This window comes from Abiotrophia defectiva ATCC 49176, assembly GCF_000160075.2.
Lineage (GTDB): Bacteria > Bacillota > Bacilli > Lactobacillales > Aerococcaceae > Abiotrophia > Abiotrophia defectiva.
Genome location: NZ_KI535340.1, coordinates 992,201 through 1,014,677, shown reverse-complemented (window position 1 = coordinate 1,014,677; position 22,477 = coordinate 992,201). Strand labels below are relative to the sequence as shown.

22 protein-coding genes and 1 pseudogene are annotated in these 22,477 nt (G+C 47.3%); 2 read left to right on the top strand and 21 right to left on the bottom strand.

The window, feature by feature from the left end:
- From alr to GCWU000182_RS04615, 6 genes are all read right to left on the bottom strand, one after another.
- Nucleotides 1–1,164 (bottom strand): alanine racemase, encoded by a 1,164-nt coding sequence (alr, locus tag GCWU000182_RS04645; protein WP_023391620.1) that lies wholly within the window; start codon nt 1,162–1,164, stop codon nt 1–3.
- A 21-nt stretch (nt 1,165–1,185) separates the two neighbouring features.
- Nucleotides 1,186–1,581 (bottom strand): holo-ACP synthase, encoded by a 396-nt coding sequence (gene acpS, locus GCWU000182_RS04640; protein WP_246269771.1) that lies wholly within the window; start codon nt 1,579–1,581, stop codon nt 1,186–1,188.
- Between the two features lie 32 nt (nt 1,582–1,613).
- A complete protein-coding gene (locus tag GCWU000182_RS04635) occupies nt 1,614–3,170 on the bottom strand; it encodes a DEAD/DEAH box helicase (protein ID WP_023391618.1) in 1,557 nt (518 codons plus the stop codon).
- Between the two features lie 270 nt (nt 3,171–3,440).
- Nucleotides 3,441–4,070, bottom strand: coding sequence for an ATP-binding cassette domain-containing protein (locus GCWU000182_RS04630; protein ID WP_023391617.1), 630 nt, complete (start codon nt 4,068–4,070; stop codon nt 3,441–3,443).
- Entirely contained in the window at nt 4,067–5,953 is a 1,887-nt protein-coding gene (locus tag GCWU000182_RS04625; protein ID WP_023391616.1) for a hypothetical protein, read from the bottom strand. The genes GCWU000182_RS04630 and GCWU000182_RS04625 overlap by 4 nt, the downstream gene beginning before the upstream one ends.
- 377 nt (nt 5,954–6,330) lie before the next feature.
- On the bottom strand, nt 6,331–7,734 hold the full coding sequence (locus tag GCWU000182_RS04615) for a UDP-N-acetylmuramoyl-tripeptide--D-alanyl-D-alanine ligase (protein WP_023391614.1): 1,404 nt from the start codon (nt 7,732–7,734) through the stop codon (nt 6,331–6,333).
- A gap of 133 nt (nt 7,735–7,867) precedes the next feature.
- Here GCWU000182_RS04615 and GCWU000182_RS04610 point away from each other — a divergent pair, with 133 nt between their 5' ends.
- Complete coding sequence (locus tag GCWU000182_RS04610; RefSeq protein WP_023391613.1) at nt 7,868–8,767, top strand: hypothetical protein; 900 nt, start codon at nt 7,868–7,870, stop codon at nt 8,765–8,767.
- A gap of 54 nt (nt 8,768–8,821) precedes the next feature.
- Here GCWU000182_RS04610 and GCWU000182_RS04605 read toward each other — a convergent pair whose 3' ends face one another.
- Nucleotides 8,822–9,463, bottom strand: coding sequence for a GyrI-like domain-containing protein (locus GCWU000182_RS04605; protein ID WP_023391612.1), 642 nt, complete (start codon nt 9,461–9,463; stop codon nt 8,822–8,824).
- Nucleotides 9,464–9,506: 43 nt separating this feature from the next.
- The gene (locus GCWU000182_RS04600; protein ID WP_035364102.1) at nt 9,507–9,734 is read right to left on the bottom strand and encodes a WYL domain-containing protein; all 228 of its coding nucleotides are present in this window, start codon (nt 9,732–9,734) and stop codon (nt 9,507–9,509) included.
- A 178-nt stretch (nt 9,735–9,912) separates the two neighbouring features.
- On the opposite strand from GCWU000182_RS04600, the gene GCWU000182_RS04595 reads away from it, so the two are divergent.
- Nucleotides 9,913–10,839 carry a hypothetical protein gene (locus tag GCWU000182_RS04595; RefSeq protein ID WP_023391610.1) on the top strand — a complete coding sequence of 309 codons (927 nt, stop codon included), beginning with the start codon at nt 9,913–9,915 and terminating at the stop codon, nt 10,837–10,839.
- Between the two features lie 55 nt (nt 10,840–10,894).
- Here GCWU000182_RS04595 and GCWU000182_RS09860 read toward each other — a convergent pair.
- The 13 genes and pseudogenes from GCWU000182_RS09860 to GCWU000182_RS04530 form a co-directional block, all read right to left on the bottom strand.
- Nucleotides 10,895–11,092 (bottom strand): annotated as a pseudogene (locus GCWU000182_RS09860) (GyrI-like domain-containing protein); the annotation flags it as partial.
- A gap of 504 nt (nt 11,093–11,596) precedes the next feature.
- On the bottom strand, nt 11,597–12,121 hold the full coding sequence (locus GCWU000182_RS04585; RefSeq protein ID WP_035364099.1) for a DUF1697 domain-containing protein: 525 nt from the start codon (nt 12,119–12,121) through the stop codon (nt 11,597–11,599).
- 1 nt (nt 12,122) lies between these two features.
- Nucleotides 12,123–12,758, bottom strand: coding sequence for a DJ-1/PfpI family protein (locus tag GCWU000182_RS04580; protein ID WP_023391606.1), 636 nt, complete (start codon nt 12,756–12,758; stop codon nt 12,123–12,125).
- Between the two features lie 87 nt (nt 12,759–12,845).
- Nucleotides 12,846–13,292: a GyrI-like domain-containing protein gene (locus tag GCWU000182_RS04575; RefSeq protein ID WP_023391605.1), complete on the bottom strand. Its 447-nt coding sequence runs from the start codon at nt 13,290–13,292 to the stop codon at nt 12,846–12,848.
- A gap of 62 nt (nt 13,293–13,354) precedes the next feature.
- Nucleotides 13,355–14,245: a helix-turn-helix transcriptional regulator gene (locus GCWU000182_RS04570; protein WP_023391604.1), complete on the bottom strand. Its 891-nt coding sequence runs from the start codon at nt 14,243–14,245 to the stop codon at nt 13,355–13,357.
- Between the two features lie 100 nt (nt 14,246–14,345).
- On the bottom strand, nt 14,346–15,314 hold the full coding sequence (locus GCWU000182_RS04565; protein WP_023391603.1) for a UbiA family prenyltransferase: 969 nt from the start codon (nt 15,312–15,314) through the stop codon (nt 14,346–14,348).
- Nucleotides 15,286–16,410, bottom strand: a complete 1,125-nt coding sequence (locus GCWU000182_RS04560; RefSeq protein ID WP_023391602.1) for an FAD:protein FMN transferase — start codon at nt 16,408–16,410, stop codon at nt 15,286–15,288. Before GCWU000182_RS04560 ends, GCWU000182_RS04565 begins: the two co-directional genes overlap by 29 nt.
- Before the next feature lie 129 nt (nt 16,411–16,539).
- Nucleotides 16,540–17,385, bottom strand: coding sequence for an FMN-binding protein (locus tag GCWU000182_RS04555; protein WP_023391601.1), 846 nt, complete (start codon nt 17,383–17,385; stop codon nt 16,540–16,542).
- A gap of 79 nt (nt 17,386–17,464) precedes the next feature.
- On the bottom strand, nt 17,465–18,442 hold the full coding sequence (locus tag GCWU000182_RS04550; RefSeq protein ID WP_023391600.1) for a polyprenyl synthetase family protein: 978 nt from the start codon (nt 18,440–18,442) through the stop codon (nt 17,465–17,467).
- Nucleotides 18,443–18,531: 89 nt separating this feature from the next.
- A complete protein-coding gene (locus GCWU000182_RS04545; RefSeq protein WP_023391599.1) occupies nt 18,532–20,532 on the bottom strand; it encodes an NAD(P)/FAD-dependent oxidoreductase in 2,001 nt (666 codons plus the stop codon).
- 105 nt (nt 20,533–20,637) lie between these two features.
- Nucleotides 20,638–21,354 carry a pseudouridine synthase gene (locus GCWU000182_RS04540; RefSeq protein WP_023391598.1) on the bottom strand — a complete coding sequence of 239 codons (717 nt, stop codon included), beginning with the start codon at nt 21,352–21,354 and terminating at the stop codon, nt 20,638–20,640.
- Nucleotides 21,355–21,356: 2 nt separating this feature from the next.
- The gene (locus GCWU000182_RS04535; protein WP_023391597.1) at nt 21,357–21,989 is read right to left on the bottom strand and encodes a DUF421 domain-containing protein; all 633 of its coding nucleotides are present in this window, start codon (nt 21,987–21,989) and stop codon (nt 21,357–21,359) included.
- Nucleotides 21,986–22,435 carry a DUF3290 family protein gene (locus tag GCWU000182_RS04530; RefSeq protein WP_023391596.1) on the bottom strand — a complete coding sequence of 150 codons (450 nt, stop codon included), beginning with the start codon at nt 22,433–22,435 and terminating at the stop codon, nt 21,986–21,988. Before GCWU000182_RS04530 ends, GCWU000182_RS04535 begins: the two co-directional genes overlap by 4 nt.
- Nucleotides 22,436–22,477: the final 42 nt, after the last annotated feature.

Here is a 22,477-nt window from a genome sequence, read left to right as displayed (position 1 = left end):
TTAGTCCTCCCCTTCCTCATCTTGAAGGTAAATCCGTGGAATGCGATCGCTGAGCCCGCAGAAGATTTCATAGGAAATGGTCCCAACCAGGCGAGCCAAATCCGCTGCATGGTTCTCCAAGTGGTGGTCCTGACCAATCAAGGTAACGGTGGTTCCCACTGGCACTTGATGCGGCAAACGAATCATAAGTTGGTCCATATTGATGACGCCAAGGACTGGGCAAGCATGGCCTTCCACCAAGACAGGAATGTCCTTGTAGTGGCGGAACCACCCGTCTGCATAGCCGATTGGAATGGTCGCAACCCACTCATCTTCCTGGGCTTCATAGCTTGCCCCGTAGGAAATCTTGCTGCCCTTTTCCACTTGCTTGACGTAGACAATTTCTGAAATCAATTGGAGGGCTGGCTGCAAATCAATGGGCAGGCTAGAACGCTCGTCCTTAGGATGCATGCCATACATGGAGATACCAAAACGCTCAATGGAAGAAACAGGCTGACGCTTGAACCAAACGCCCATGGCGGAGTTAGCATAGTGTCGCACAGTAACCGAGTCCGGTACAGCGGTCAGTAGCTCCTGCCACTTAGCCCACTGGGTCTCCACATAGGCAGGGTCACCCCCGCCGGCAGTTGAGAAGTGAGTGTCGACCCCTTCCCAGTTGACCCAAGGAAAGACCTGGATGCCCTCAGCGAAGGCTTGGACTTCTTCTACTGTCCGTAGGCCGATGCGCCCCATGCCCGTATCCAAGGCCAGATGAACCTTGAGCTTGGCATCATCCAAGAGGCTTTCTTGGTGGTTGGACACTAACTGAGCCCAGGCTTCCTGGAACCAGATTAGGTCAGAGACAATGACGGTCAGGCGATAGTAGACCAACTCAGCGATGGCGCGAGGATCTACCAAGCCCAAGATTAAGATAGGCTGGGCTAGGAGGCCGGCTTGACGGAGTTCAATCCCCTCGTCAACGGTAGCAACGGCCAAGCCTTGCGCGCCGGCTGCCAGGGCTGCCTTGGCGACGGCAACTGCCCCGTGCCCGTAAGCGTTAGCCTTAACAACGGCGTAGAGGGCCTGGTCTGGCTCCAGATGACGCTTCATTTCCCTCACATTGTGTTGAATTGCATTGAGATTAATTATCGCCACTGTTGGGCGGTGTTCACTGGCTTGTGACATAAGACTTTCCTACCTTTTACTCTAATCTTCTCTAGTCAAATACTGGGCCAAAGCCGCCTGCAAGCTGGCTTCGTCTTGCTCAATCAGGACGGTGGCCGTAGCATAGTGGTCTGAATGACTGATGCTAAGCTGGACGCCTTCCGTCAGGGGGGCCACCGCAAAATAAGGGGCACCCGATGGCTTGTTGGCAATGCTCATATCGGTGAAGCGAATCCGACCAATGCCTGTCCCCAAGGCCTTGACATAGGCTTCCTTGGCGGCAAAACGGCCGGCCAAGAATTCAAGGGCCCGATTCTCCTTCATAGTTTCATAGCGCGCCAATTCTTCTGTCGTCAAGACCTTAGAGGCAAAGCGTGGCGACCGCGCCACTGCTTCTTGAATTCGGTCGATTTCAATAATGTCAGTTCCAATACGCACGATCGCCACGCTCCTTTGGGCTTATTCTCTGGTTAGTTGGTTCGTTTTTTAATGGTATATTGTTTCTTGCCGCCGTCCGCCTTAGGCTTGCCTACAGGCTTAGCAGCTGAACGTGGCCGCTTGTCCTTGCGGTCAAAACGTTCCTTATGACCTTGGTCTTGACGGTCGCCACGGTCCTTGTGGAAGTCCCGCTTCTTACCGTGATGACCACGACGGCCGTTGCCGCCGCCCTTGCCAGTCTTGTAGCCACCGGATTTGCGGTGGGCATTTGGCAATGGTTTTTGTGGTGAAATTTGAACTTCTACTTGGCTGTTGCTAGACAGGATTTGCCCTAACATAGCCGCTACCAAGTCGTTAGCTTGATAGTGGTTGAGCAGGAGTTTGGCCGTGTTGCGGTGCTCATCAGCATCGCCGGCTTCCAAGGTCTCGTTAAGCTGATCAATCAATGATTGAACCTGACCTGCTTGCGCCTCCTTCAAGGTTGGCGGCTTCATTGGTTGCATACGTTTGCGGGTCAAATCTTCGATCACACGCAGATAAGACATTTCCGCTGGCGTCACGAAGGTGATGGACATGCCTTCGTTGCCGGCACGGCCTGTACGACCAATACGGTGAACGTAAGATTCTGGGTCCTGACTGATATCATAGTTGTAGACGTGGGTCACGCCGGAAATATCCAAGCCCCGCGCCGCCACGTCAGTCGCTACCAAGAGCTCTACTTGACCTTGACGGAAGGCATTGATGACGCTAGTCCGCTTCTGTTGCGGGATGTCACCGTGGATGAGTTCAGCATTGTAGCCGCGCAGGCTGAGGCCCCGTGCCACTTCGTCAACCCGCTTCTTAGTACGGCAGAAGACGATGGCTTGTGTTGGCATCTGAACATCCAACAAGCGAGTGAAGATATCAAACTTCTCGTCATCCCGGCATTTGATGAAGAACTGTTCAATCAAGTCAGCGGTCATTTGCTTGGCTTCAATCTTGACGTGAGCAGGTTCCTTAAGGAATTGGTCTGCTAAGCTGCGGATTTCAGGTGGCATGGTCGCTGAGAACAAGAGGGTTTGACGTGAAGCTGGCGTGGTCGCCACGATTTCCTTGACGTCTTCAATAAAGCCCATGTTGAGCATTTCGTCGGCTTCGTCTAAGACTAAGGTCTTGAGATGCTTGAGGCTAAGTGCCTTACGACGCATCAAATCTAGAATACGACCTGGTGTCCCGACCACGATTTGTGGTTGATTACGCTTGATCCATTCGATTTGCTTACCGATGGAGGAACCCCCGTAGACCACATAAATACGGGCACGTTGGTACTTACCTAAGCGGTAGAGTTCTTCTTGTACTTGGATGGCTAATTCCCGGGTTGGGGCTACTACCAAGCCTTGGATGGCAGATTGGTTCTTGTCCAATTTATTGAGCATTGGCAAGCCAAAGGCCGCCGTCTTCCCGGTCCCTGTTTGGGCTTGACCAATCAAGTCTTGGCCTTCTAAGGCCACAGGCACTGCTTGTTGTTGGATCGGGGTTGGCTCTTCAAAGCCCATATCGGCTAGTGAGTCGAGCAAGGGCTGAATCAGGTTAAGTTCTGTAAATTTCAAAGGTATATCGTCTCTTTTCTATCTAAAATTTTGGGGTTGATTCCAGTGGCATCTTGTCATCAAGACATCAAAATTGACCGCCGGCGATGCCGAATCCGTCGGCCATCAAGCGGTCAAGTTACACATGTTGCTTTGTTAACGCGTTGTATGGTTGTAACCTCTAACTCTTAGTGTACCATGACTAAGAGGGAAACACAACTGAGAGGACCAGGCAAATGACATCCTGACTTACTTATAAATCGTGGCTTTAGAGGCCATAGCTCATCTAGCCTAATTCAACTCCATCCTTGAGTCGGCTACCTCGAGGAAATCTGGGTCGTGGGTTACGACAAGCACTGCCTTTCCTTGGTCAGCAAATGATCTGAGTAATTGGATGATAATCGTCTTATTCTCGGCGTCTAGGGAACCTGTTGGCTCATCGGCTAGAATGAGACGACTGTCCCGTAATTTGAGTCGAGCCAAAGCTAGGCGTTGTTTCTCTCCGCCTGACATGGTGTAGACCTTGGTCTTAAGTGGCAAGTCGAGATTCACTGCCTCTAAAGCCGCTAGCATGGCCTGTCGGCTAGCTTGAGACTTAGGCAGATAGTGACTGGCTAGCTTAAGATTCTGCTCGATGCTTTCATTGTCGATAAGGGCGAAATTTTGAAAAACATAGGAAATTGCTTCCCGTCGCAATTTCATGGCTTGACTGCTGTAGGGTGCAGGTGCGGGCTGTCCAAACAGTTGGTATTGGCCCGCATCATAATGAGTCAAAAGACCTAAAATATTGAGCAGCGTAGACTTGCCGCTACCACTTTTGCCATGAATAACTGTAAAGGAGTGTGCAGGAACATCTAGATTGACGTCCTTAAGGACTTGGTGTCGGCCAAATTTTTTATCAATATGGGCTAAGTGTATCATGTATTTTCGCCTCCTTGAATGTAATCGACAATCCGACGTCTGGCAATAGAGCGAATACTGTATCCTATCATTGCTAACTCACCTAAAGTTATTAAGGCAAGGGCCAGATAAAACTCACCCGCCATGCCATTCCCCCAAATATACAAGACGTAGATGAGGGCTTGAATCGTTAGAATGAGATAAAGCCAAGCAAAGGAATGGGATAAGGAATAGCCATGAAGGTATTTTACGGCAATCTTATTAGCATAGACTTTAGTGTATAACAAGACCGTTAGCAGCGTAATGCCAAACAACAAGTAGACAGCAAAGCCAATTTGACTTAGATAGACCACATTTTCCCCAATAATTAATTTATAGCGTTCTTCCTTGACCTTGGAGATAGGCAGGAGGTAGGCAAAATTGTCATCTTGGGCCAAGTCCTTGAGTAGATTCTTTAAATCCCTATAGTCTTGCGCAGTCATCATCGTCATATCAATCTTAGCTCGAGACTCCAGCCCAATCCCCCCTATATACCACCAATTGAGGTCATAATCATTGTACTTCTGAACCAGAAAAATCACATCTTCAGCTAGCTTACGACCAGGATGATTGAGGTCAACAATGGCTTGCTTACTATCGCGAACGTAGATTTCCACATCTTGTTCAAGCACTTCCGTATTCCTGTTTTTTTCTGCATAATAGTCCCTAATTTCTTTGAGATATGGCAAGAGTGTGTCAGGCACTATTACGATACGTTTAGGCGACTCTGTATCTACTTTTATCGGCTGACCTTTTGTCGTCAGCAAAGGATACTTATGAAGGTAATATTCATTTACCATGACACGATTACCGAATGGCTTTTCTTGATTAAAACCAGGCCTAGCCAATTGACTGGTATCAAAGATAATTAAATTAAAGCGATCCAGATATTTAAATAAAGGAACTAAAGAAAGACCACGGTAGATGTCGTCCCCGTCTCGCGCAGCAAAGAAGTCCTTGCCAGGAAACCCTGGATAGAGGACTCCATAATTATTGAGAGACGGGTCATGCTCTCCTCCCCGATAGACCGCCATCAAACCCGTAATTGGCAATAGCAGGCTAAAGCAAATAAAGAAACCAAATAGTTTAGTGGCAATGACAGGCATTAAAAAGTAGTGATTAAATTTCAATTGCCCCAAGAGAGAATTTATGGGTAGCCAAGAGAGCAGGCCAATAACCAACCAAGCTAACAAAGCGATAGCTAGGTAAATCAGCCCTATCCATAGGAAATTTAAGCGGCTCAAATCTTTTATCAACCAGAGATTAACTGCCAAATTGGTCAGTAAAAAACCAAGGCTTACGCGATCAAGGCAAAGATGGCACAAAGCATGAAGACTGCTATAACCATGCATTCTCAGTACAGCTAATTCTTTCGACTTACTGAGTAGCCAGACCATCAGGAGTAAGAGCCAAATAATGGCACCATAAATCATACTTTTGATTGCAGGTTTGAAATTTCTACCTAGGATACTTTCTTTGGCACCCTTATATTGGAAGGCTTGCAAGCCATAGTTTGTCCCCATTACCTCATTGTAGGCTAGTTGAAATTGCTTGAGGAAAGCTGAATAGGTTTGAGGATTATCCGTCTCAAGAAACAGACTATAAAAATGGTCTTCTAATTGCTCAAACTGATAGACAGAGAAATGCCCATTGTTATACACCCTTGACGCAATAAGACCCGAACTCTCATCTGCTTGAGGCTTCATTTCTAGGTGGTCCAAAAGTTGACTTCGATTCAATTTTGTTATGAAATAATCAAAATTCTTCCGCGAGCTATCTCTTTGCTGATAACTTTCTTGAAATGAAGTAGCACTTAAATTACTGATTCTGACCACAAGATTGACATCAAATTCTTGGCTCAGCATCACTAATTTTTTGCTTTAGTCGCGCTCTTTTTTCTGGCTCTTTGATATAGCTTGGCACCCTGAATTGTTGATAGGAATCAGGGAGCAAGAAGAGTTGTCGCAGGTGAGCATCTTGCTCCCACTGCACCATTGTATATGATGAAAAACAGGTTAATATTGAGAAAAATAATAGGAGATTCCACTTGATAATATTTTTCATTTTTCATAGCACCTACATCCCATAAATCCAAGAGAGAAAAGAAATGGTTACGCTACCATAATTGTACAACCTTACTTTACTATATGCAATAGGATTGCTAAGCCAATTGCTCCCTATCCACCTTCATCCTATGCAAAAAAGCGACAAGCCATCTCCTGCTTGTCGCTCTTCTTTTCTTTTAGTGTGTCTCCTTACCAGTTAGGGCAGTGACTACCTGCAAGAGGTCTGTTCCGAAGCTAGACTTGACTAGGACTAGGTCCTTATCTGTCAAATCAGCCTGCAATTGCGCAATTAAGCGGCTGTGGTCAGCTGGCTCGTAGAAGAGGTGACTGGCTTCATAGCGGTCTTGCAAGGTCTCGTAGAGACTAGCGATTTCTGGACCAAAGAGGTAAACCCGCTCGAAGCTTTCTGGCGCTAGGCCTTGGGCAAGGGAACGGTGTAGTTGGGCACTGGCTTCACCTAGTTCGCGCACATCTCCTAAGACAGCAATTCGGCGTTGGCCAGGCGCCAAGTTAAGGGCAGCCAAGCTCTTAAGCACGGCTAAGACGGAGGTTGGGCTAGCATTGTAGGCATCATTAAGTAGACGCGCCCCTTGGTGGGTAGTCAGCCATTCTAGGCGGTTAGCCGTCAACTGGAAGTTGGCTAATTGGAAGATTGCCTGTTCTAGTGGCACATCCAATAGCTCTGCCACACTGAGGGCAATCAGGGCATTGCTGACATTGTAGGCCCCTAGGACTGGAATGGTGCAAGTGACGTTAGGTTCCAGATTGGTCTTGAAGTAGGTTCGGTCCACTTCCTCCACCATGTCATAGGCGAAGGCATCAGCGTGGTCTGTGAAGCCAAAAGAACGTAGGTAAATTGGCTGATCAATTTCAGGCATTTCGGATTCAATCAATGGCTCATTGGCTGGATAGAGCAAGACGCCATTTGGCTTGAGGCCGTATAGAATCTCCAACTTAGCCTGGGCAATCCCGGCCCGGGAACCCAAGAACTCTAGGTGGCTCTCGCCAATCAGGGTAATGGCCGCAATATCAGGTTGGGCAATCTCACTCAGTTGCTTAATTTCCCCGAAGTCGGACATGCCCATCTCGATGACCGCCACTTGGGTATCTTCTGGCATCTGAAGTAAGGTATAAGGCAAGCCAATCTCATTGTTGTAGTTACCCTGAGTCTTGTGAACCCGGTACTTGGCTTGGAGAACCATAGCGGTCATGTCCTTGGTCGTGGTCTTGCCGTTTGACCCCGTCACCCCTACCACAATAGGATTAAGGTCCCGACGGTAGAAATTAGCCAAGTCTTGCAAGGCCTGGAGGGTATCATCAACGAAGACCACTGCTAGGTCATCACTCGGCGCCTGAGCTGGGTCTGCGGACCAGAGGGTGGCCACCGCCCCATTATCGAGGGCTTGTTGAATATAGGAATGGCCGTCTGTCGCTCCCCCTACTAGCGGAACGAATAGAGAGCCAGGTGTCACCTTGCGGGCATCAAATTCGACGCTGGTGATTGAAATCTGACGATCTTTGGCCGTATAGTCGATGGCCTTGGTATATTTTACAACGTCCATGAGACGGATTGCTTTCATACAGTCACTTCCATTCTTGTCTTATCACCTACTAGTTTACACCATTTCGCCACAAATTGCACTGAAAGGAAGACAAGCCCATCCTATTATGGTATCATTATCCTAATATATTTATTACAGAGGAAGTGATTCTATGAAAGCACTCAAAAAAGTCCTGCTAGCTAGCTTAGCCTTAACCTGCCTAGCCGGTCCTATGGTCCAAGCAGCGCCTCGAATCATCAATATCCGTGATAAAGACTTCACCAATATTGAAGAACCCCTCGATGCCATTCCTGCCACCACCCTTACCCTCCATCCGGCGCCAAGAACTGAAGACCAGGTACGTGAAGATGTTACCTTCGCCCTCCAAGCCTTTTACTATAATTCTGGTGCCCCTAAACGGGCTGATTTAGTGCAAATGGATGATGAAGCCTTATATGATAAGTTGACTGAACTTAGTATTGCCGCCTTGAAAGAGCCATACGGCGACATTATCCGTGCCGACTATAGCGTTGACTTCCTAGGCAAACCAGTCACCCTCGGTAAGGAGCTTCGTGACAGCATTAAGGTGATGGTGGACTCCCATCAGGTCGCCAATAAATTTGCCATCAAAGACCTCAAAATAGACGGCGACACGGTCAATGCTTCCGTTGAGGTTCGCTATATCGATCAATACCAGTATGAAGTCATGCTACAACATGCACCAAACTTCCAATCTGAGATCATGCCCTATATTGAAAAAATGCGAGCTAAGTACACAAAGGACCTTCCTGAGAGTCCAGCAGCTAGCCTCCTCATTAACCGAGCGCTCAAGAATTATGCTATCAATGAGGTAAATATCGACGGCAATCACCGGGTCCCCCTAGAATATCCAACCCGCGTACACGAGATTAAATTAACCTTTGTCTACGATGCTCAAGGTCGCCTGACCCTTCCCGATGAGACCCTGCTGGCCATTACCCAAATCAAAAACCGCGACTGGAAGAAACCATCCGACTCCCAATCCTCTGACCAAGCCAGTGATTCATCAGATAGCTCTAGCGAAAGTCGATAGAAAACTAATTTATAGTAAAAGAGCCCTTATCTTAGCGATAAGGGCTCTTTCTTACTAGGTAGCCTTAGGTTTAACAGGCACCCGCAAAATCGTCTTAAGCTTGTCCGGCGCCACCCGCCGGGGATCGGACAGGTAGATTTCATGGTGGTGTCGGTCCTCTTGGAAGTCTAACTCATAGCCTGAAGCCTCAATGAAGGCATGCATCTTAGCCATGGTGGCAGGCTCCTTATCATAGCTCCCCAGGTGCAGGCACTGGACACAGAGGCCTTCGTCCAAGCTAGCCAGTGTGAGCGCCTGACAGTCCAGACCTTTCTTGGCTTTAACTTGCGCCTTGGCCCATGCCACATCCTCTGACCGGATGAAGTCAGGTACTCGGATTAAGCCGTGCCAATGAAAATTAGCCTTGTGACTATAGTCGACTTGCCCTTGAAGCTGGTCTTCTTGCCACCAGAGGCCTTCTAGGGGCGCGACCACATATTGCTGGAAGTTGGGAATGACATAGTCAGTCTTGTAGGACATCTTGAGGGCGTAAGCTACACCGTAGAGAATGGCCAGCGCCTGACTGTAGGCACCCCCTTCCTCATTGGGGTCACCCTGCCCCGTCATCTGCAAGAAGCGTTGGCTGGGCACGGTCACTAGAGCCGGCGTCTCCTTGGCCTTGTAGAGGGGCTCGGCTTTTTTGACATCATAGGTCATGATACTTCCTCCTTTAACTCTTTAATACATCTAGTATAGCAAGCTAACCCCGACATCTTCTGTCAGGGTTGAGTTTTTGCCACATTTCTTTTATTTGATGCTGGAATTCTTGGGCTAGCGACTGAGGAGCTAGGACTTGAACATGGGCTCCGTAAGATAAGAGGTAGGCCACCAGGTCCTGACTAATTGGCAGCTGGGTCTCAACTAGGAGGCTGCCTTGGTCATCTTTGACCGCTAGTCCGGCGAAATCATCATAGACCCGATAGGCCACCTGGTCCAATTCCTCTGACCAAGCCAGTGATTCATCAAATAGCTCAAGCGAAAGTCGATAGAAAACCGATTTATAGAAATAGAGCCTTTATCCTATGCCTCGTTGCAAAAAAACGACATAGATGCCTTAGCTTGATATCTTGTAATTAAGGCAACTATTTATAGAAGGAAGTGATTCGATGAAACGCTTTAAATTAATCCTCTTAGCCCTAGTCTTATTTAGCACGCATTTCTTGATAACTCTATCTGTTTCGGCTACAGATAAGCCAGATCGTTATAATGGAGACTTTTACTATCGCTCAGAGCCAGATAACGCCATTGAGTCAAAGTCTCTCACGCTTCATCCTGCGCCGCGCTCCCAAGAACAAGTTCGCGATGATCTTAATTTTGTCCTTCAGGCCTTCTACTATGAAAATGGTGCAAACAAGCGTATGGACCTCTTTCAGATGGATGATTACAAACTGCAACAAAAGATTGCAAACTTAACCCTTCAAGCCTACCGTGATGCCATCTCATGGGATTTTCCGGAGGACTATCAAGTGACATTCCTCGCCGAGACCTATAGCGCCAATAAAATTGTCGAGGATTTGTTGAAACTCACCATGAAATCCTTGCAGTTCGCTAACGCCTATGAGATTGTCTCCCTAGACATACAGGGTGATACCGTGACTGCTCAAGTGCTGGTACGTAGCATAGACGAGGACCATTACAATCGCGAATTGCAATCCTTGGACAACTTCGAATCAGAGATTAGACCCTTTATAAATGACCTAAGTCTCAGCCTAAGTACCAAAACGAAAAAGAATCGCTTTGATCGCTGGCTGCTAGGCAGCCTTATGAAAACTTACGCCATCAAGCATAGTAAGCAATTAGTTCGTGTCGCCTACTTAGATGGTTATGAACCGAGACGGCCTCTGACCCTAGTCTTCCACTACGATGCGTCTGGTCGCATCACTTTGACCGATGATACCTTGCTGGCAATCACGCAAGTTAAAACCAGTGACTGGCGGCGTCATATGGAGAAAGAAGGCTATCAGGAGGCGCCAATCTCAGACCAATCTGATGCCAGTGAACTCGCCCCAAATGAAAGCCATAATGTCAACTAATCAAAAAACGAGACTGCATCGCTGACCCAGTCTCGTTTTTTGATGTCTCTTAATATCATTTAACCGGCACCCGCAAAATCGTCTTAAGCTTGTCCGGCGCCACCCGCCGGGGATCGGACAGGTAGATTTCATGGTGGTGCCGGCCCTCTTGGAAGTCTAACTCATAGCCAGAATCCTCAATGAAGGCATGCATCTTAGCCATGGTGGCAGGCTCCTTACCATAGCTCCCCAGGTGCAGGCACTGGACACAGAGTTCCATAACTACATTATTTAAATCTTACAACCTTGATTTAATAGGGTTTTAAGCTTTTTGAATCTTGCAAAATAGACTCATTTTTCAAATTTTTGTAACTTTTTGGTAACCCCGTTAAAGACACGGACTCATTCCCCGGATAAAGATAATTCAAATTAGATTACGTCTAGATATTTAGTCGCCTTTTGTTTGGCTTAAACCCTTTATGTCTTTTAGAATTCCAAAAATAAAGAAACTCAATAGAACTATATCTAGGATCTCAAACAAAAAGAAGCTTCTTTCCCCTAACAAGGAGGATATGGAACGTTATGTAGTTATCTTGTTTAAAGATTATAATTTCAAGCAAATTAAATGAATCCAAAAAGGGGTTAGCTACTGTTTTAACACACTTAAAGCTTATTTGATTAACACTCTGAAACTATTCGTGAGTGTTTACACAAAATTATTGACAGGATTCAAGTGTTTCTAGGTTTTTTTAATATAATTTTATCTGATTCTGTCTGATTAAAACTTTGAAAGTCGGTTAACTACACTCAATTTTCGCATAGTCATCCGAATTCCAAATTTCTTTTCAAGATAATTAGTGTTTAAACGTTTTTTTCGAGCATCACGTGGTAAATATAGGTAACAACACTCGTTACCACCATAGAACTCTTCATCTCCAAAATTCTCTCTACTAAGTTCTGTTAGAGTACTTTCGGGAATCTCTTCGTTAGTAAAAACTAGATGAATACGAGAACTCTCATAAGTATTATCAAATGGGTTTTCTTGAATAGCAATCTCTAATTGATTAATTTCTTTGATAATTATTGATAAATCAGCTCCAATTTTATCCAAAATCGTATCATGAACTAACTTTCTGATTTCTTCGTCAGATAACTCTGATTCTAACAGTATATTCCCACTCTGAATATATGTTTGAACATTTAAAAAACCAACTTCTGTTAGGATTTCTACTAAATAAGACATTTTTGGAATTCTATTGGTACCAGTTGGTGTTACTCCACGAAGGAAAATAATCTTTTTCATATTAACTTTCCAATGCATCTTTTTCTAGAGAGTTCATCATTTCGACATAATATTGAGGATCTCCCGTTGAAAAATAATTAAACCATGCTTCGACTGTAGTTTTTGAATACAGTCCCAACTCCTCGACAATAAACTTAGCCCATAATAAAGACCCGGCTGAGCACGCAGTAATAAGCTTTCCGTCTTGAACTGCAATCTCATCTTTATAATAATCATGTCCTCGATAATGTTGGCTCATCTGGCTTAAAAAGAATGAAGCATTACTTGTATGATATCGATTATCTAAAATTCCTTTTTCGGCTAATCCCAAAGTAGCTCCACAGATAGCTCCAACTAAGATATTTTCTTGTAATAGTTTAGAGGCAAGTTCTAAAACGTCATCTTGCTCATTGTTCAACCACCTATCTCCTCCGATAAGCAATAGAGCATCTGTATTTGCAGTATCTATATCATATAGATTAAAATCTGGAACAATTGTCATTCCTCCAGCAGTTTTTATAGACTTTTTCCCTTTAGAAACCGTTAATAATTTTACTTTAGGTTCTCCTAACATAGCCTGTAAACTTAGTGCATGCATCAAGTAGCCGTGTTCAAAATCGGCCATAGTATCTTGAACATACATATAAATATTTTTCATAATGCTTACTCCTCTTTGATAAATGATCGAACTATTAATTGTTTTTATTGTATCATATTTTATGTTTCTCTGTAATACCAATATTTTTTACTTCACACAGAGGCCTTCGTCCAAGCTAACCAGTGTGAGCGCCTGACAGTCCAGACCTTTCTTGTCTTTGACTTGCGCCTTGGCCCATGCCACATCCTCTGGCCGAATGAAGTCAGGTACTCGGATTAAGGCGTGCCAATGAAAATTAGCCTTGTGACTATAGTCGACTTGCCCTTGAAGCTGGTCTTCTTGCCACCAGAGGCCTTCTAGGGGCGCGACTACATATTGCTGGAAGTTGGGAATGACATAGTCAGTCTTGTAGGACATCTTGAGGGCGTAAGCTACACCGTAGAGAATGGCCAGCGCCTGACTGTAGGCACCCCCTTCCTCATTGGGGTCACCCTGCCCCGTCATCTCTAAGAAGCGTTGGCTAGGCACGGTCACTAGAGCTGGCGTCTCCTTGGCCTTGTAGAGGGGATCGACTTTTTTGACATCGTAGGTCATGATACTTCCTCCTTTAACTCTTTGATAAGTCTAGTATAGCAAGCTAACCCCGACATCTTCTGTCAGGGTTGAGTTTTTTGCCACATTTCTTTTATTTGATGCTGGAATGATTGGGCTAGTGACTGAGGGGCTAGGACTTGAACATGGGCTCCGTAAGATAAGAGGTAGGCCACCAGGTCCTGACTAATTGGCAGCTGGGTCTCAACTAGGAGGCTGCCTTGGTCATCTTTGACCGCTAGTCCAGCGAAATCATCATAGACCCGATAAGCCACCTGGTCATCAAAGCGTAGACTGACTGGACTTAAGTCTGCCTCAGACAGGGTCTGGGGCAAGTCCAAGTGGCTATAATCCGATTCAAAGCCTTGCGTCAAGACTTGGAGGTCCTGCATACGACTTAACTTAAAATAGCGAAAGTCTTGCCGTTCCCGGCACCAAGCATAGAGATACCAGCGATAGTGCTTGAGTACTAGCCGAGCTGGCTCCACCTGCCGCTGACTCCAGATACCCTGATTAGAACAGTAGCGAAAGGTCACCAAGTGACGCTCCAAAATAGCCTGCTTGAGTAGGTCAAAGTCATGAGATAGATGGGGGCTTTGATGCCAAGTAGTTTGGTCCACCAAGAGCCAGTGGTCAGCTTTTTGACTGCCTTTGAAATGGGCCTTCAACTTATCTAAGAGTCCATCATCAGCCTGACTGGCTTCTAGTGCGGCCAGAATCTGGCTCTGTTCTTGCTCTTGGAGCAGTCCAGCCGGCAAGACATAGCGCCGGTCAATTTCCCAGCCTCCCCCTTGGCCCTGAATGGCATAAACCGGCACGCCAAATTCCGATAGATCATCCATATCCCGCAAAATGGTCCGCTCGGTCACCTCAAAACGCTGGGCCAAGACTCGGGCCGGAGTCCGGCCATGAGCCAACAAATAATGCAAAATTCCTAAAAGACGGCCTGCTTTCATCCTATCACCCCTTTCATCCTATTATAGCATAGGCTCTCATACCCAAAAAGGCCTCCCTAACTCGGACCTGTCATCCAAGCTAGGGAGGCTATTCATTTAGTTAAGGCAAGAGGATGCCTAGCAGCAACCAAGCACAATAGAGGCTGGCAACCAAGACGAAGGATTGGACCGAGAGGACGAAGGTTTCGCGCTTAACTTGTTTGGCGCGGAAGGCCAGGACCTTAGGCCAGTGGAGAGCCAGGCCAACAAAAGTCACCAAGCCCCAGATTGGCAGGCGCCCTGTCAAAGCCAGGCCCAATAAGACTAGCCAGGGCAGAACTTGCAAACCAGTATAGAGGGCTAGCGCTCGCGCTTTGCCTAGGTAATAAACTAGGGTGAAGCGGTGGTTGCGGATATCCACTTCCAAGTCACAGGTATTATTGGCTAGCATAATGCCGGCAATTAAGCTGACCAGGGGCAGGCTGTAGCAGAAGAGCTCCAGGGTCAGGGCCCAGTTCCAGCCAATGGTCACCATCCCACCTGTCCACTGGCTCCAAAGCAACTGGTCGTAAGCGGTCATATAGACGGCTAGGAAGAAGATGCCAAAACCCATGGTAAGGCCTGAGAAGACTTCCCCTAGGGGCAGGCGTGATAAGGGCATAGGTCCATAAGTATAGCCAATCCCTATTAGGAAGCAGAGGCCGCCAAGCACTAGCAGGAGGACATCCGTCCGACTGACAATGACTAGGGAGACGATAACCGAGAAGGCCAAGAGGCCAAAAATAATCCGGACCATTTGCCCAAAATCTAATTGATGGACCCCAATGACATTTTCGCTGGTTTTGTAATCCAGATCCACGGCCTTGTGGTAATCAACGGCATTATTAATGGCCGTCGTACACATATCGAAGCTCAGCACCGCCAAGGCGAAGAGGCTAGCATTAACCCAATTGAAACGCCCCAAGCGATAATAGGTCCACAAGAAGCCCGCCAGCATGGGAAAGACGCTGGCCACCTTGGTCCTGAGCTCAACAAACTCAAAGAAAATCGCTAGCTTTTGCTTAATCTTCAACAAGATGATACCCCTCATTCGTTAGTTGGAAGCTATCCTTGAGGCCAGAAGTCACGTGGACCCCGTGATCTTTATCAATCAGCACCGCTTCAACCCCATCTAGGCTCTCAATAAAGGCCAAGCCATCCTTGGTCCCCAAGAGGAAGAGTGTGGTCGACAGGGCATCGGCCTTGAGCGATACTTTGGTAAAAATAGTCGCCCCTGACAGGTCATTATCCACCGGGTAGCCCGTCTTAGGATCCAGGATGTGGTGATAGCGGACCCCGTCCACTTCCACATAACGTTCATAGATTCCAGAAGTCACGACTGTTCCGTCGATGACCCGTTTGGTTCCCACGACTTGACCCCGCACCTCATCAGGATCTTGGACCCCAACATTCCAACCCTCAGGACTGGATGGCGAGGTGCCCATGACAATGACATTACCACCTAGGTTGATAATGGCCGTATTGACGCCGTGTTTGGCGAAGATATTGCGGATGCCGTCGGCAATATAGCCCTTGGAAATCCCACCTAATTCTAGGGCCATGCCCTCTTCTTCCAGACGTACCGTTTGGGCTGCTTCATCTAGAGTGATTTTGTGGTAGTCAATCTTAGGCAGGGCTGCCTGAATTTCTTGATCGCTAGGCTTGCGCGCATCTACATCCCCAATCTTCCAGAGATTGGACACGGCCCCAATGGAAATATCGAAGCGCCCGCCTGATACTTCCGCTGTTTCTAGGCCCTGCTTAATAATGGTCAGGGTGGCTGGATCAACCTTGACCGCCTCATGGCCTGCCGCCTGGTTAATGCGGTAGACATCCGACCCTTCCAAGTTGGTGGATAGCAGTTGCTCCATGCGGTCCATGTAGTCGTAGGCTTCGGTCATGGCCGCTTCGGCCTCTGACCCCTCATGGAAAATTTGCAGGGTGACGGCCGTATGGAGCTTGGTCTCAGCCCGCATGAGGGGCGTGGTGACTACTGGTAAGGGCTCTGGACTCGCTTCAGCACTAGCACTGCTATCAGACTGGCTGGTGCTGCTACTGGTCTCCTCAGCACTAACCCAAACGGGACTCAAGGAGCCTAAGATTAAGAAGCCCAAAGCCAAGCCTTGCATTATAGTTGTTTTCTTCATACTTACTCCTTTTTGGTGACAGCCTATTTGGTCTGCCACCTGCTAATCTTACCTGATAGATCAGGCAGGCTCTGCTTGGAGCCATAAAAATAGAGGCCGGGAACAATCCCAGCCTCCCTTCACTACTTATTATTCGCCAACAACGGCAGCTTTGATGACTTCTTTTTCACCTAAAGCGGCTGCTTCTAACAATTGTTTAGCATAGGTCTTGAAGGCGTTAGTTGTGTTGGTTGCCCCAGTCACAACATCTACATTGGCATTGCTAGACTTAACTAAGGCTTCGTTTAATTGCTTAACTGCATCAGCGTAAGAGACTTTAGCCTTGTCAGCCATCATCTTGTTGTAGTCAGCATCTTCAGACTTACGTTTGCCGTCTTTGTACATGTCGTAGTCTGCTTTTTCTACTTTACCGTCTTTGACAGTGAGGACGAACTTGGTAGTCCAACCACGTTGGTCAGCTGGTGCTTCCAAAGTATATTCGCCATCTTGAAGTGGTAATTTAGAGATGTTGACTTCGCCAGTCTTACCTTCTTTGGCTTGTTTCAAGAGTACCTTAGTAGAGAAGAAGAACACTTCGCTAGTGTGGCTTGCGCCGGTCACTACGTCAGCCTTGCCGTCTTTTACCAGGCTTTCGTCTAATTTCTTCATGGCTTCAGCCGCAGAAACTTTAGTTTTTTCTTTCATTTTGTCGTTGTACTCAGCGTTTTCAGACTTCTTCTCGCCCTTGTCGTTGACATAGTCGTAGTTAGAAGAAGCGACTTTACCGTCTTTAACTACGATGGTGTGGTGGAGTTTCCAGCCACGTTCGTCAGCGTCAGACACAGCGGTATATTCGCCGTCTTTCAAGTCTTTGACTTCAAAAGTAGTGGTTGCAGCTGGTTTAGCATCTTCCGCTAAAACAACGCTAGACAAGCTAGTCCCCAAAGATAAAACGGCTGCTAAGAGCATGGTTGATTTTAACAATGATTTTTTCATTCCAAATACCCCTTTACTGTATATGTTTACATCCTATAGTTTAACGCAATTTGAGTCTCATGTCCATGACAAGCCCCTATCAAAAGTGTCGCTTCATAACTTGATTGAGCAGGTTGACTAGTGCCTGGCTCTCTTGCTTGCCCCCGAGTCCTCTGAGTCGTTTCTCAGCCTTGGCCAGATAGTTGTCTACCAGGCGCTCCGTCTCTGTCAAAGTCCCTAAGTCCACTAGGGATTGATAAAGTCGATCTAGCTCTTGCTGGCTCCAAGGTTGACCCCGCTCCTTAAGTTCTTGACGCAGACTTGGATCCGCCTGCAAGCCTAGAATTAGGGGCGCTGTATAGATACCATTTTGGACATCCTGCATACGAGGCTTGCCACTGACCTTGGCATCCACCTGGTAGTCTATTAGGTCATCTCGGAGCTGGAAGGCCATACCAATGGCTTGGCCTAGGTAGAAGGCCTGGCGATTCTGCAGGGCTGACTGGCTCAGGCTATAGTAGCCGAAGAAAGTCGCGGCTGCAAATAAGAGGGCCGTCTTGCCTCGAATCTGTCGTAGGTAATCATACATGGTCATGCCCTGACGGTATTGGTTGGCAAGTTGGTTAAGCTCCCCTATCAGAATCCCCTCCATCACCCAGGCATCCAGAGGATTGCGGTCAAATTCCTGTTGGCTCTTTTGAATCAAGCGAGCCGCATAGGTCATAAGATAGTCTCCCGCATAGATGGCTAGGCGGTTGGACTTTTGAATATGGAGGGCCTCAATGCCCCTGCGAGTATCCGCCTCATCAATGACATCGTCATGAATGAGCGTGGCCAAATGTAGGACCTCAATGGCTGCCGCAATATAGCGTTTGGACTGGGTGATGCCTTCTGGAGTCAGCTGGGCCATGGCCAGACAGAGTCCGGCCCGCAGGTACTTGCCTGGGGCATCCATATAGGCCAGAATTTTCTCTCGGACATCCGGGATTTTAAGCTGGAGCTCTGACTTCATCAGAGCTTTGACCGCCACGAGTTCCTCTTGAATATATGGTAAAGACTCCCATATCGGGTGAACCATGGTTGGCCTCCTTTCTAGAAAGTGAGAGGAGACTAGCTCCTCTTACAAAGCGAGGCCCCACACGGGGGCCTCCTTATTTACTTGATTTTTTAGGCTGGTGGACCATAGTGGTGACTGGTGCGGCCATAGAGCCAACGATCCAGCTTCTTACCTAACCAAGGCATTACCCAGTAGTCCAGACCAAAGGCCCGACCAGAGCCATTCATAAGGGCGATAGCAACTGGAATAAACCAGATGTTAACCCAGTAGAACATACCTGATAAGCAGAACATGGTGACTAAGACCACCGTCCCGGCATTGATTAACCAGACGAAGAGACCTGCAATCAAGGCTAACCCAATTAAGATTTCCATAACGGTCATGAATTTTTGCATAAAGAGGGCCATATCGCGGTTAGGCACGAAGAAGCGCATAATAGCCGCGAACCAATCTGGCATACCGTCTAAGACAGGTTTTGGACTTTCCCCGTAAGCGTAGCTGAGGCCGAAGACCGCATGGCTAGCTTGAGCGACAGCGCCACCGGCAGAGCTAGCGGCAGAACTCATTGCTTCAGAAGCACCAGAAGTCACTGCAGAAGATACGGAGCTAACGGCTTCAGAGGCGCCAGAAGTCACAACAGATGACACAGAGCTAGCTGCCTCAGAGGCCCCAGAAGTCACAGCTGATGCTGCAGCATTTGCAGTTTCTTGTAACCAGGCAAATGGGAAGACAACCTTGTCTCCAAACCAGTTAGTGGTTCCCCAGAGACCGAAGGCCTTCTTAAGCCCTTCTAAAAGCCAAACAGACCCATAGAAGAAACGCAGTGGCACGGACCAGAGGATGTTACCGTGAGCAGCTAAATGCCCGCGGAAAATGTTGCGTTTGTCCTTAATCTTGAAGAACTCATGACGAACATAGGTCCACATGTAGTAGAAGGAACGAATGGTGAAGAAGTAGAGCACATTGACTAAGTGCTTCATCAACATAGCGAAGAAGCCAGTCAAATGCCATTTGCCCATGAGGAAGGCCACCCCGTAACGGGAGCCAATAGAGACCATAAAGCCATCGTATTTACCCTTGTAGGCGTGTTTCTCAGTTCCTTTGATATCGGCAATGATGTTGTGGGCCGCGGTTTCCCCAGTTTGTTCAGCTGCCTGAACGATTTGAGGCGTTGGACGACCGCCTTCATTTGGATCTTCATAGTAAACCAAGTCCCCTACCACATAGATACCTGGGTGGTCCTTAGCTTCCATGTATTGGTCAGCCACCAGACGGTTAGCCCGGCCAGTCTCTAAACCAAAGACCTTGGCTTCGGTATTACCTTGCACCCCGGCAGTCCAGATTGTGGTGTAGCTGTCGATGGTCTTGCCTGAGGCCAACTCTACATTATGCTTGTTAACGGCTTGAATCCCGTCACCAGTTGAGACTTTGATACCAACTTTGGTCATGTAACGCATGGCCTTGTCTTGTTCCTTTTCAGTCACCATAGCCAAGATTTTTGGCGCAGCTTCTACCAAGTGAACAGAGAATTCTTCTTCATCTAAGTGGTAATCCTTAGCTAAGCGAGGTACCCATTCGATCAGCTCACCGACCATTTCAACCCCAGTAAAGCCTGCACCGCAGACGATGAAGCTGAGTAAGGCACGACGTTTAGCTTGGTTAGGTTCGTGTTCGGCCTTGGCACAGCATTCCTTGATGTGAGCTCGAATGCGCTCTGCTGCCGCCAGTGACCAGAGGGTAAAGCCATTTTCCTTAACACCTGCGACGCCGAAGTCGTTAGCTTCGCCACCCATGGCTAAAATCAAATAATCATAATGATAGCTGTAGCTTTCACCTTGGACTGTCTTAGTGGCTTCATCAATCCCGACCACAGTGTCTGTTACTAATTGTACTTTTTTGTATTTGTTGAAGATACGTTGTAAGTCATACTTGACCGCGTTAGCTTCCACACGTCCCCCCGCTACCTCATGCAATTCAGTCATGTAGGTATGGTAGGCATGCTTATCTACCAAAGTAATCTTAACATCCGCGTCATTCTTGAAGGTCTTGCCCAACTTACGGGCGGCCGAGATACCGGCATAACCGGCACCGACAATGACGATTTCTTTCACGCTCAACACTCCTCACTCTATTTTTTGATACTATACATTATACGGCTAAAAGCCTATTTTCTCAACGATTATCGACTTTTTGCTAAATATTTCCCATTACTATCCTTAAAGATAGTGCTTCAATTGATCCAGTTCTTCTGGCTTAAGCGGCCGATAGGCACCAGGGGCTAGGTCCTGGTCTAAAACCAGATGGCCCATGCGCAGACGGTGAAGCTGCGTCACCTTGACACCCACCGACAGAAACATCTTCTTGACTTGGTGGAACTTGCCCTCCCGAATAGTCAGGCGGGCCCGACTTTCTTGCGGACCAGAGGCCTCAATTACCAAGTGGGCTGGCGCACAGGGACGATTCTGGTCAATCAGAATGCCTTGGGCAAAACTAGCCACATGGTCCTGGGTCAGCGGACCATTGACCACCACCTGGTATTCCTTCTCCACATGGTATTGGGGATGCAACATGCGATAACCCAAAGGGCCATTGGTGGTCAGAAAGACCAGGCCAGTGGTAGACCGATCCAAACGCCCTACTGGATAAAGGCCTGGCGCCTGGTCTTGAGGAGCCAGGCAGTCAATGACCGTAGTGAAGCGGTCATCCGTGACTGCCGTTAAGACTCCCTGGGGCTTATGTAATAGCCAATAGGTCTCGGCCGGCTGGGTCAAGATTCTCCCCTGGACCTTGATTTCTTGCAAGCCAGGATCCACATTACGGTTGGGGCGACGTTCCACTTGGCCATCGACTTGTACCTGACAACTCTTGAGCAGTCGCTTAACTTGATTACGGGAACCTAGTCCCGCCTGATTCATGACTTGATCCAGACGCATGCCTAGTATTCCACTATGGTGATGTTACCATCAATATATTCTGCCAAGAAAATCTTGGCCACATCTTCCTGACCTGCTTCTGCAATAGCTTGCATGAGCCATTCTTCGGTCTTATCAATTGAATCCAAGGTTTTATATTGAATATGTCCGTCTGTAATTAGAGGATACTTAGGATTTTCCTCACCGTAAACCACAATATTGAGGCTGCCATTTTGTTCAATCACTGCCCGTTTAACCTTCTTGATAGAGTAGATATTCTGACTACGCAATTTGAAGGCCAAATCTTGAGCTGTTAGACCTGCTGCTCGTGTCGCCTCCACATCGATGACGCCACGGCTAATCAAGTCCGTTGGTTCCCCATCAATGGTCTTCTTAAGAAGTTGGTTGTGGGTTTTCAGCCATTTGAAGCTCAGAACCAACACTAGCCAAATCATGAGAATAATCAAAAATTGCAAGACTGAAATACCAGGGTTATAAATGACCCCACCAATAATGCCCCCTAGGACATAGTTTTGGACCTGGTCACTGGCCGAAGCCGGCGCCAAATTGCCCTTACCAGTCAAATTAATGACAACCACTAGGGCCAACAAGCCTAAGGCTAGCTTAATGGCGATATCTAAAAAATTTAATGTCATGGCTTTACCTCCACCAATTCAATCTTAGGCATCTGAACTGCCATTTCCTCAAGGATATAGTGCCCTTCTTTATCGATGATGGTCCGATAGTAACGGTCACCGGATTTGATAATACCTCCGTCGGCCGCTGCTTCCGTATTGAGGTAGAGCGCTTGGGGCTTAGTCCCCAAATCTTCAGCCACCTGTTCCATCAAGTGACTAGCTCCTGAATATTGGCTAATGGCTGCTTGCTTGGCTTGCGCATCTTGCCAACGAGTCCCAGCTAAGATAAAGAAGCAGAGAATCCCAATGATGGCTAATTCTTGGTACTTAGAATCCTTGTTGCGATGGTAGTAAAACCATATGGCCAAGCCAATTAAGATAGCTAAGCCAACGAAAATAGTCAATTGTAACCAGTCCGTTAAGTTGATTCGACTTTTCATATAGTCATAAGAATAAAATTTCATGGCATAACCTCCTTACGCTACACTATTATAGCGCAAGGCCAA